General features: G+C 65.0%; 13 protein-coding genes. All 13 read right to left on the bottom strand.

The features are described 5' to 3' along the window. Positions 1–661 (bottom strand): ornithine carbamoyltransferase (locus C100_RS41405; RefSeq protein ID WP_024020998.1); only part of this gene is annotated, 661 nt, incomplete at its 3' end. Between the two features lie 105 nt (positions 662–766). After that, entirely contained in the window at positions 767–1,963 is a 1,197-nt protein-coding gene (locus tag C100_RS41400) for an aspartate aminotransferase family protein (protein WP_024020997.1), read from the bottom strand. Positions 1,964–2,167: 204 nt separating this feature from the next. Further along, the gene (locus tag C100_RS41395; RefSeq protein WP_024020996.1) at positions 2,168–2,566 is read right to left on the bottom strand and encodes a flagellar export chaperone FliS; all 399 of its coding nucleotides are present in this window, start codon (positions 2,564–2,566) and stop codon (positions 2,168–2,170) included. 17 nt (positions 2,567–2,583) lie between these two features. After that, on the bottom strand, positions 2,584–3,999 hold the full coding sequence (gene fliD, locus C100_RS41390; protein WP_024020995.1) for a flagellar filament capping protein FliD: 1,416 nt from the start codon (positions 3,997–3,999) through the stop codon (positions 2,584–2,586). 90 nt (positions 4,000–4,089) lie between these two features. Beyond that, a complete protein-coding gene (locus C100_RS41385) occupies positions 4,090–4,548 on the bottom strand; it encodes a hypothetical protein (protein WP_024020994.1) in 459 nt (152 codons plus the stop codon). A 173-nt stretch (positions 4,549–4,721) separates the two neighbouring features. Then, on the bottom strand, positions 4,722–5,858 hold the full coding sequence (locus C100_RS41380) for an EscU/YscU/HrcU family type III secretion system export apparatus switch protein (protein WP_024020993.1): 1,137 nt from the start codon (positions 5,856–5,858) through the stop codon (positions 4,722–4,724). A 1-nt stretch (position 5,859) separates the two neighbouring features. Next, positions 5,860–6,642 carry a flagellar biosynthetic protein FliR gene (gene fliR, locus C100_RS41375; RefSeq protein WP_024020992.1) on the bottom strand — a complete coding sequence of 261 codons (783 nt, stop codon included), beginning with the start codon at positions 6,640–6,642 and terminating at the stop codon, positions 5,860–5,862. Positions 6,643–6,655: 13 nt separating this feature from the next. Continuing rightward, on the bottom strand, positions 6,656–6,928 hold the full coding sequence (fliQ, locus tag C100_RS41370; protein WP_024020991.1) for a flagellar biosynthesis protein FliQ: 273 nt from the start codon (positions 6,926–6,928) through the stop codon (positions 6,656–6,658). A gap of 53 nt (positions 6,929–6,981) precedes the next feature. After that, complete coding sequence (fliP, locus tag C100_RS41365; protein ID WP_031309955.1) at positions 6,982–7,758, bottom strand: flagellar type III secretion system pore protein FliP; 777 nt, start codon at positions 7,756–7,758, stop codon at positions 6,982–6,984. Between the two features lie 10 nt (positions 7,759–7,768). Further along, positions 7,769–8,032 (bottom strand): FliO/MopB family protein, encoded by a 264-nt coding sequence (locus C100_RS41360; RefSeq protein ID WP_024020989.1) that lies wholly within the window; start codon positions 8,030–8,032, stop codon positions 7,769–7,771. Positions 8,033–8,118: 86 nt separating this feature from the next. Then, positions 8,119–8,454: a flagellar motor switch protein FliN gene (gene fliN / locus C100_RS41355; RefSeq protein ID WP_024020988.1), complete on the bottom strand. Its 336-nt coding sequence runs from the start codon at positions 8,452–8,454 to the stop codon at positions 8,119–8,121. Beyond that, on the bottom strand, positions 8,451–9,335 hold the full coding sequence (locus tag C100_RS41350) for a flagellar motor switch protein FliM (RefSeq protein ID WP_024020987.1): 885 nt from the start codon (positions 9,333–9,335) through the stop codon (positions 8,451–8,453). The genes fliN and C100_RS41350 overlap by 4 nt, the downstream gene beginning before the upstream one ends. Positions 9,336–9,389: 54 nt before the next feature. Continuing rightward, a complete protein-coding gene (locus tag C100_RS41345) occupies positions 9,390–10,034 on the bottom strand; it encodes a flagellar basal body-associated FliL family protein (protein ID WP_024020986.1) in 645 nt (214 codons plus the stop codon). Positions 10,035–10,041: the final 7 nt, after the last annotated feature.

Below are 10,041 nucleotides of genomic sequence, written 5' to 3'. Positions count from 1 at the left end.
GGCCCCCCGCCGCCGCTTCCACGGCGTCGCGGGTCAGGGTGATGGTCGATCCGGCGGCGCGGGCGGCATCGGCGAAAACCGGGTCCGGGTCATAGCCATGCGGGATACCCATGCGCACGTCGAACTTCAGCAGCCCGGCCGCTTCCACGATGGAATGGAGGACATTATTGCCGTCGCCCAGCCAGGCCCATTGGCTGCCCGGCAGGGCAAGCCCATGCTCCACCACGGTCAACAGGTCGGCGACGATCTGGCAGGGATGCGACAAGTCGGTCAGGCCGTTAATCACCGGGACAGTGGCATAATGCGCCATTTCCTCGATCTTGGCATGATCGTCGGTGCGGATCATGATCGCGTCCACCATGCGGCTGAGCACGCGCGCGGTGTCGGCGATGCTCTCGCCGCGGCCCAGTTGGCTGGTCGCGCCGTCCAGGATCAGCGACGTACCGCCCAGCTGGCGGATCGCCATGTCGAAGCTGACGCGGGTGCGGGTCGAGTTCTTCTCGAAGATCATCGCCAGCGTATGGCCGGCCAGCGGCGCGTCGGCATCGGCGCGTCCCTTGGGCCAGGCCGCACGCGCCGCTTTCCGGTCGATGGCGTCGGCGATCATCGCGGCGACCGCGTCGCCGCCGGCATCAGAGAGATTCAGGAAATGCTTGGTCATGGGAATCCCCTCACCCCCTCCGCCGTTCGGTTCGAGCACATTCTCGACGACGCTTCTCGACTTCGCTCGAAGCTGCTCGAACCGAACGGAAAGGGGAGGTTGGTCTCAGGCCGCCTTGGCCGCCGCGAAGCTCCGCGCGCCGGCGGAGATTTTCTCGATGGCTTCGGCGATGTGGCTTTCCTCGATGACGAGGGGCGGCAGCACGCGCAGCACATTCTGCCCCGCGGACACGGCCAGCAGGCCATGATGGTCGCGCAGATGGCCGACGAAGGTGCGGGCGTCATAGCCCTCCTTCATCTTGACGCCGAGCATCAGGCCCATGCCGCGAACTTCCTCGAACATGTCGTCATGATTGGGGATGAGCTGTTCCAGCGCAGCGCGCAGGCGCGCACCCATCGCCTTGACATGATCCAGGAAACCATCGGCCAGCACTTCCTCGATCACGGTCAGGCCCACCGCCATGGCGAGCGGGTTGCCGCCATAGGTGGTGCCGTGGGTGCCGAAGGTCATGCCCTTGGCCGCTTCCTCGGTCGCGAGGCAGGCGCCGAGCGGGAAGCCCGCGCCGATGCCCTTGGCCACCGCCATGATGTCGGGCGTCACGCCATATTGTTCATGCGCGAAGAAGGTGCCGGTGCGGGCATAGCCGCATTGCACTTCGTCCAGCAGCAGCAGCAGGCCATGCTCGTCGCAGGCCTGACGCAGTCCCTTGAGGAACGCCTGCGTCGCGGGCGTCACGCCGCCTTCGCCCTGAACCGGCTCCAGCAGGAAACCCGCCGTATTGTCGTCGATCGCCGCCAGCGCCGCGTCGAGATCGTTGAAGGGAACCACTTCGAACCCGGGCAGCAGCGGCTCGAACCCGTCACGCATCTTGGGCTGGCTGGTCGCCGAGATCGCGCCCAGCGTCCGCCCGTGAAAGGCGTTGTCAAAGCTGATCAGCTTGTGCCGGTGCGCCTGCCCATTGGCGTAGTGGTAGCGGCGGGCGGTCTTGATCGCGCACTCGACCGCCTCGGCGCCCGAATTGGTGAAGAAAACCGTGTCGGCGAATGTATTGTCCACCAGCTTCCGGGCGAATTTCTCACCCAGCGGCATCCCGTAGAGGTTCGACACATGCATCAGCGTCGCGGCCTGATCGGCGATGGTCTTGACCAGTTTCGGATGGCCGTGGCCGAGCAGGTTGACCGCGATGCCGCTGGCGAAATCGAGATAACGCTCGCCGCGTTCGCCGATCAGGTAACAGCCCTCGCCTCGCACCGGACGCACATCGCACCGGGGGTAAACGGGCATGAGCGGCGTAATCGACATGGGCCTTCCCTTTCTGGACTGATGTATCAATGTCCGATGCGCGTGATTTGCGCGAAACGCAAAAAGGCGGTCCCCGCCGGGCCGCCCTTTGCGAGCACCGCCTATACTAGCGCCATGAAGGGGGTGCAACCCCGCAGCAGGACGCCAATGGACGGCGAGTGGTATGGAAGATCGACGATCGCCTTTGCCGATCGCCGGAGAGCGTCAGCCGATCTGGTTCCAGGCCTCGGCGATTTCCGCGACGATCGCGCGCGCCTGATCGACCGGTTCGGCCGAGCGTTCCTTGGCGCCAACCAGCAGCAGGCGGCGCGCTTCCCGATAGATTTGCGCCAGGCCGGTCGCCACGTCGCCGCCCTTGTCGAAATCCAGGCTCGATTCGAGCGCGAAGAGAATCGACATGGCGCGGGCCTGTTTGTCCGACACCTTCATCCGGTCGCCATTGCGTTCGGCCAGCGCGGCGGCGTCCAGCGCCAGCAACAGCTCGTCGAACAGGATCCTGACGAGCGCGTGCGGCGTGGCGCCTTCGGTCCGGCTGCCCGAATGGACCGCCGCATAGCGCCGCGCCGCCGCGCCACCACCTGCATAACCCTGATTGTAGAACATCGTCTTGTCGTCCCGAATTAGCTGTCGCTGTTGTTCCAGACCTCGATCTGCTGCTCGAGGTAGCTTTGCGTGGCCTTGAGCGCGCTGAGGCGCGTCTCCATCGCCGCGTAGATGGTGGTCAGATGGGTTTCATAATTGGCCATCTGCTCGTCGAGCTTTTCAAGCTGCGCGGTAAAATCCCCGGACAGCGAGTCATAGCGCTCCTGCGCCAGCTTGAGCGGACCGTCATCCTTCTCGATATTGTCGCGAACCGAGTCCATCAGCTTGGCGAGGCCCGGATTGGCGGCGCTCGACGTCTTGGGATTGACCATGTTGGTCACGCCCTCGGGGTCGCTCTCCATCGCGCTCGCCAACCTGTCGGTGTCGAGGCTGAGCGTGCCGTCGCGATTGGTCGTGACGCCGATGTCCGCCAGCGTGCGATAGGTGCCGGTGGACGCGAGCGGCGTGGAGGACATCGCCGCCAGTTGCCGCTTCATATCGCGCACGCTCGACACGCCGCTCAGAACGCCGGCGCTCGATGAGTCTGCGCCGGCCGCGGTGGCGGTGTTCAGCGCCTTCATCAACGTGTTGTAGGCGTCGACAAATTCCTTGAGCAGATCGGAAAGGCCTGCGGTCGGCTGGGTCATCGACAAGGTGACGGTGGTGCCCGGCGACGCCTTGTTCAAGTCGATGCGCAGATAGGAAATCGCATCGTCGATCGTGTTGCTGGCATATTCATAGGCAACGCCGTCCAGCGTGATCTTCGCATTCTGCGGCGCGGACGAGCTGCTCATCGTGGCGCTGTCCGTGCCGCTCCAGCCCAGGCCCGCCAGCACGCTGCCGCCATCGTCGGCCGTGACGTCAACGCTGAAATCATTGGCCGCCCCGGTCGCGCCCTTGAACACCAGCCGGGTGCCCTGCGCATCGGTGACGACGCGCGCCGTCACGCCCAGGTCCGCGGCGTTGATCGCCGAAGCCAGCCCGGAAAAGCTGTTATTGGTCGAATCGATGGCGATCGTCGCCGTCTGTCCCGACGCGGTGGTGATGGTGATGGAGCCGGTGCCGACGACGGTGCTGCCGCTGGCGCCCGCGCTGACCCCGGACGAGATGACGCGGGCGGTCGCCAGCTGATCGACGGTAAGCTGCGCGGGCAAGCCGGCGGGCGAACCTCCGTTCAGCAGGCTGACGCTGGCGATGCTGGTGTCGTTGCTGTTGGGCGTGCCGGTATAGGCGGCGCCGGACAGGACTTCGGTCAGCGCATCGGCAAAGGTGTCGAGCGAGCTGATCGCGGAGGCAAGCGCGGAAATGCGCGAGCTGTTGAGCGACTGCCGGCTGGTGATCGCGCCTTCCTTCGGCTCGCGCGTCGCGCTGACCAGGCTGGACACGAGCGAGGCGGTATCAATGCCCGATCCCGCGCCGAGCGCCGACAAGATGCTGCTGCCTACCGAAGTCATTGGCCGTCCTTTCAAGAGGGTAGAACGGCGCTAACGGATAGACCTTTAGGAAAGATTTTCGCCCTGAAAATCGCGCGGAACCCGCCGGCTTCAGGTCGAAGAGGCGGCGACCTGCTCCACCGTCGCCCGCGCCAGATGCGCCTGCCCGGCATGGGCGTAGGCGGCGCGCTCGACCATGCGCCTGGCTATGACCGCGGCATGTTCCACCGCTTCCTTGCTGGCGGGCGGCAGGGGTACGAGGATGATCGGCCTGGGCAGCATCGACTGGATCGCGTCCTGCGCCTGCTCGACATCGGTCATCCCAGCGCTCAGGTCCGCCAATATCTCGGCGATGCGCGCATGAACCTCGACATATTCGGCGACGCTGGCCAGTTCCTGGCCCGTGCTGGACAGATCGGACTGCGCCATGGCGCCGCGCCGTTCTTCTTGCGCCAGCGCGTCCTTGACGCCGCTCGCCGATGGTGGCTGGATGCCGGAAACGGCAGAAGGCGCGCGGACGACCGCACGGTCGACCGGCGACAACTCAGTACGGGATACATAGCTGTCCATGACGCACCACTTTCAGGCGTCCCCATGAACATATTACGGACAGGCGCGACTAAGCTTTAATTCACCATCCACTTTTTTTCGAGCGACGCGACCGGACGGAAGACGCAAGCGCCATAGCTGTCCATTTCGTTGTCAAAGTTAAGGAGCGGCCTGTCGGGCCTTGCGGACCTAGCCTACAGCTTCTGCCCGTCGGCGTCGAAGCGCAGCTCTTCGGGAACGGTGATGAACGGACGGTCCATCTCGCCCGCCATCCGGTTTTCAACACGGAAGACGAAGGCAAGGATGGTCGCCACCGCCATATACAGCCCTTCGTTGACGACCTGCCCGGCCCGCGACGTGAAATAGATGGCGCGCGCCAGGTCGGGATATTGCAACACGGTGACGCCATTGGTGTCGGCCAGTTCGCGAATGGACGCGGCGATCGCGTCGCACCCGCGCGCGACGACGACGGGCGCAGCGTCCTGCCCCGGCCGGTAGCGCAGCGCGACCGCGAAATGGGTCGGGTTGGTGATGACCACGCTCGCCTCGGCCACGGCCTTGCGCGCGGACCCGCTCAGCACCTCGAACTGGCGGCGACGGATGTGGCCCTTGAGTTCGGGCGAGCCTTCGCTTTCCTTATGCTCGTCCTTCACTTCCTGCTTGCTCATGCCCAGACGCTTGGCGCGCTGCATCATCTGCGCCGGCACGTCGATGCCCGCGATCAGGAACAGGCCACCGGCCATGACCAGGCAGGTGAAGATGAAGATATTGCCGACATCGGCGATGGCCGGCGCGATGCCGGTCTTGCCCAGGCCCGCAATCTCCGCCAGCCGGTCCCAGATCAGCCAGACGCCGATGCTGCCGAGCAACCCGACTTTGGCGATCGACTTCACCAGTTCAATCAACCCCTGCATCCCAAAGATGCGCTTGATGCCCGAAAGTGGATTGAGCTTTTCCGGCTTGGGCGCAAAAGCGCCGGGACGGAAGCCGAGCGAGCCAAGCAGCGCGGGCGCGGCGATGGCGGCGATGAAGGTCGCCAGCATGACCCCCGCGACCGGCAGGGCGATGCCGGTGAGCAAGGCCATGCCGCGCTCCGCCGGGGAGAAATCGACAATATCCTCGCGGCGGAAGCGCAATGCCTCCACCAGCATCTTGCGCAGCGCCTCGACCAGAGAGGGGCCGGTGATGGCAAGGCAACCGATGCCCGCCATGACGACCAGTGCGGTGCCCAGTTCGCGCGACTGGAGGATGTCGCCCTTCTTGGCCGCATCCTGCAATTTCTTGGCCGTTGGCTTTTCGGTCTTTTCGCCCGCATCGTTGCCGCCCGCCATGTCAGCCTCCCTCCGACACGGTGCGGGCCTGCTCCAGGCCGGCCTTCAATGCGGCGGTCATGCCCTCGGCCATGATCGGCGCGGCGATGGCGAGCAGGACCAGCCCCGCCATCATCGCCATCGGCATACCGACCGCGAACAGGTTGAGCGATGGCGCGGCCCGCGCGAGCATCCCCATCACGATCTGCACCAGCACCAGCGCGAAGGCCACGGGCAGCGCCACGGTGACGCCCATGCCCAGCAACGCTCCGCCAAATTCGATCAGGCGCCAGATGGTGTCGTTAGCCAGCAGCCCCGCGCCCGGCGGAATGGCGACATAGCTTTGCACCACGAAGCTGGCGAGCAGCAGATGGCCGTCCATGCCCAGCAGCAGAAACGTCGCAAGGATAGAGAGGAACTGGCCCACCGCCTGCGTCCCCTGCCCGGACGACGGATCGACCATCGCGGCGAAGTTGAGGCCCATGGCGTTGCCGATCGTTTCGCCCGCCACGAAGGCGGCGGCATAGCCGATCTGGACCGCGAACCCCATGGCAAGGCCGACCAGCACTTCGCCCGCAACCATCATCACCCCTTCGAAGCTGGCGACGCCGTCCTGGGGAAGCTGGATCGTCACGCTGTTGAGGGCGGCAAGGCCGAGCGCGAGGGCGAGGATCAGCCGCAGCTGGAGCGGCACCGCGGGCGCGCCGAAGACGGGCGCGGCGACGAAGGCCGCGCCGGGCCGGATCATGGCGATCAGCCAGATCCAGAGCTGTGTCTCCACGCCCGCGAAGCCGGGTGCGATCATGACCGCCGCGCGATCATTGGAGCAGGTCCGGGATGCGTTCGAAAATTTCGCGGGTGAAATCGGCGATCAGCACCATGATCGAGCCGCCGAACAGGGTCAGCATCGCGCCCACGACGATCAGCTTGGGGATGAAGCTCAAAGTCTGTTCGTTGATCGAGGTCGCCGCCTGCACCATGCCGATGATGAAGCCCGCGATCAGCGCGGGGAGCAGGATGGGCGCGGCGGCAAGCGCCGTGATCCACAGCGCCTGCTGTGCCAGCCCCAGAAAGAAATCGGCATTTTCCATGGCCTATCGGACCAAAGCCGTTCGGTCCGAACGGAGCAGGTGATCATGTGGATTCATGTCGCGAACGACCCCGCAAGACTCCCCATGGTCAGCGCCCAACCGTCGACCAGCACGAACAGCAGCAGCTTGAACGGCATGGAGATGATGGTGGGGGACAGCATCATCATGCCCAACGCCATCAGCGTCGACGCCACGACCAGGTCGATGATGAGGAAGGGCAGGAAAATCATGAAACCGATCTGGAACGCGGTCTTGAGCTCGCTCGTCACGAACGCTGGCAGCAGGATCGAGAAGGGGATGTCGGCCGGCGTGCGAAAGGCCGGCGCCTCTGCCAGATTGGCGAACAGCTTCAAATCGCTTTCGCGCGTCTGCTTGGTCATGAAGCCGTGCAGCACCTTGCCCGACCGACCGACCGCTTCCTCGATGCTGATCTGCCCCTTGCCATAGGGGTCGAACGCTTGTGCGTTGATCGTGTCGATCGCCGGGCGCATCACGAACAGCGAAAGGAAGAGGGCAAGGCCCACCAGCACCTGATTGGGCGGCGTCTGTTGCAGGCCCAGCGCCTGCCGCAGCAGCGACAGGACGATGATGATGCGGGTGAAGCTGGTCATCATCAGCACCAGCGACGGCAGCACCGTCAGCAGGCTCATGAGGACCAGGATCTGGAGCGAGAGCGACAGCGAGCGGCCGTCGCCCGAAATCTGGCCCATGGCCCGGCTCAGCGCGCCGCCATTGTCGACCGGCGGCGCGGCGGGCGCCGCCTGGGCAAAGGCGGGGACGGCGAACAGCAGCAGCGCCACGCCGACACAGATCGTCAGTGCCGCAAGCAGGCGGTCACTCTTACCGCCCACGATAGGGGTCGCCTTCCGCGATCTTCTCGATCCGGCCGCGCGTGACTGCGACCAGGATTTTCTTTCCCTCAAATTCGACCACGGCAAGTTTGCCGAAGGCGCCCATCGGCAAGGCTTCGAGCAGCTTGAGCGACCGGTCGCCCTGCGCGCCCATCATGCCGGGCTGATATTTGCGCCACAGCCATAGCGCGCCAAAGGCCATGCCGCCCACCAGCGGCAGCAGGATCAGCAATTTGACGAAATACCAGACCATGAAGAGCCGCCCGCGATGATGGTTAACTGGGGCCTGCGATCCGCAGTTTCGCGGATGAAGGCAAGCGCTAAATCAACGCCCTGCGCTCAGCCGCGCCGCTCAATGCCCGCCAGACGGTTTTCGGTGGCGGCAATGTCCACGATGCGGATGCCATAGCGGCCATTCACCGTCACAACCTCGCCCTTGGCGATCAGCGCGCCGTTGACCATGATGTCGAGCAGGTCGTCGGACTGGCGGTCCAGTTCGACAATGCTGCCTTCGGCCAGGTCCATCACCTCGGCCAGGCGCAGCGAGGTCGAGCCGACCTCCACCGACATGCGCACGGGAATATCGGCCAGCAGCTTGAACTGGCGGTTATTGGTCATCCGGCTGGCCGGGTCTTCGCCCCGTTCCATGCGGGGGGCTTCGCTCATGTCGCTCATTGTTCGGATTCCTGTGCAAGCTTTTCGATCTGGAAGGCGGCCCGGCCGTCCTGTTCACCGATCGTGCCGTGCGCAACGATGCGGTTTCCGACGATCAGCGGCAGCGCGCGGCCGATCGTCACGGGGATGACGTCGCCGACCTTGAGTTCCATCAGGTCGGCGAGGGAAAGATTGGGGCGCGCCAGCACGGTGCGGGCGGGCAGGCGGATGTCGCGCATCCGGCGAGCGATGCGCGATTGCCAGACGGGGTCAAGATGCTCCTCGTCCGCCGACACCTTCGCGCCGGTCAGCGCCTCGACGGCGCGCAGGGCGGACAAGGGGAAAAGCAGGTCGATCGGCCATTCCTGCTCGCGGGTCAGGCCGACGGTGAAACGCTGGAGCACCATCTGGTCGGCCGGTTGCGCTGCTGCCGCATAGCCAACGCCGGTTTCGCGCAGGATCAGGCCAGGCTCCAGCGGCAGGACGTCGTCCCAGGTTTCGACCAGCCGCGCCACCAGCGTTTCGGTGATGCGGGCGATCAGCCGATCTTCGGTGGGCGTGAATTCGCCGCGCACGGGCAGCGGACGATTGCCGATGCCGCCATAGAAGCAATCGACCAGGGTGGACACCATCGCCGCGTCGAGACGCAGCAACATCTGCCCCTTGAGCGGTGCCAGGCGATAGACGGATATGCTGGTGAAGGCCGGCACCTCGGCCGACCAGGCGGCGAAATCCAGCACGCAGGCATCCTGCGCCTCCACATTGGGACGCACGCCCGCGATCGGCTCGATCAGCGCACGAATGCGCCGGCCGAGCTTGTCGCCCAGCCGGTCGAGCCCGGACAGCATCACGGGTGCCTGCGATTCCCCGCGCCCGAAAGCGTAGGATTGAACGTCGGTCATCTTTGTCCCCTGCCCGCATGGGATCGGGGGACATCCCGATCCTTCCAGGCAGCCCTATTGAATAACGAAATTGGTAAAATAAACGTTATCGACACCGCCATAGCCGGTCTTTTGCTTCAATATATCGTTGATGACGCCCTTAATTTTGCCCTGAAGCTGCCGCTTGCCCTCCGGCGTCGACAGCATCTCCTCGGGCTGCTGCGCCAAAAGCATCAGCACCTGGCTGCGGATCGGCATCTCGTGCGTCTTCACCGCCTCGATCACGCGCATGTCATAATAGGTCGAGACCGCGATCGAAATCTGCGCGAAAGCGTCGGTATCGGTCATGTTGGAGGTAAAGGGCGCCTGAAGCTGAAAATAGGTAGCCTGGTAGGCGGCCGGATTGGCCGGCGTCGGCAGGTCGATCCCCTTGCCGTGCGGTGCGCCATGCGCGGCCGCAACCGTGCTTCCGCCGCCGCCATGGCCGCCACCACCGCCGCCGCCATGGGCCGTGGCCACATCCTCGGCGCTTTCACCGGCCAGCACCAGCACGGGCTTGTTGGGATCTTCCTTGGGGCCTTCCTCCTTGGCGCCGAAGAAACCGGCGGCATAGAGACCGCCCGCCGCGCCCGCACCGCCGACCACGACGCCGACGACCAGCAGCAGGATCATTTTCATGCCCCCGCCCTTTTTCTTCTTGGCCTTCGGTTCGTCGCTCATTCTTAAA

It is taken from the genome of Sphingobium sp. C100 (genome assembly GCF_000508185.1).
GTDB lineage: Bacteria > Pseudomonadota > Alphaproteobacteria > Sphingomonadales > Sphingomonadaceae > Sphingobium.
Note: the sequence above shows the minus strand (reverse complement) of the source record. Positions and strands in the feature narration are given on the sequence as shown.

What these genes read in the sequence shown, in the direction of transcription:
- fliN (WP_024020988.1), bottom strand. Translation starts at nt 8,454, where the DNA reads ATGAGCGACATGAGCGAAGCCCCCCGCATGGAACGGGGCGAAGACCCG.
- C100_RS41380 (WP_024020993.1), bottom strand. Translation starts at nt 5,858, where the DNA reads ATGGCGGGCGGCAACGATGCGGGCGAAAAGACCGAAAAGCCAACGGCC.
- fliR (WP_024020992.1), bottom strand. Translation starts at nt 6,642, where the DNA reads ATGATCGCACCCGGCTTCGCGGGCGTGGAGACACAGCTCTGGATCTGG.
- C100_RS41350 (WP_024020987.1), bottom strand. Translation starts at nt 9,335, where the DNA reads ATGACCGACGTTCAATCCTACGCTTTCGGGCGCGGGGAATCGCAGGCA.
- C100_RS41385 (WP_024020994.1), bottom strand. Translation starts at nt 4,548, where the DNA reads ATGGACAGCTATGTATCCCGTACTGAGTTGTCGCCGGTCGACCGTGCG.
- C100_RS41400 (WP_024020997.1), bottom strand. Translation starts at nt 1,963, where the DNA reads ATGTCGATTACGCCGCTCATGCCCGTTTACCCCCGGTGCGATGTGCGT.
- fliQ (WP_024020991.1), bottom strand. Translation starts at nt 6,928, where the DNA reads ATGGAAAATGCCGATTTCTTTCTGGGGCTGGCACAGCAGGCGCTGTGG.
- C100_RS41360 (WP_024020989.1), bottom strand. Translation starts at nt 8,032, where the DNA reads ATGGTCTGGTATTTCGTCAAATTGCTGATCCTGCTGCCGCTGGTGGGC.
- C100_RS41395 (WP_024020996.1), bottom strand. Translation starts at nt 2,566, where the DNA reads ATGTTCTACAATCAGGGTTATGCAGGTGGTGGCGCGGCGGCGCGGCGC.
- C100_RS41345 (WP_024020986.1), bottom strand. Translation starts at nt 10,034, where the DNA reads ATGAGCGACGAACCGAAGGCCAAGAAGAAAAAGGGCGGGGGCATGAAA.
- fliD (WP_024020995.1), bottom strand. Translation starts at nt 3,999, where the DNA reads ATGACTTCGGTAGGCAGCAGCATCTTGTCGGCGCTCGGCGCGGGATCG.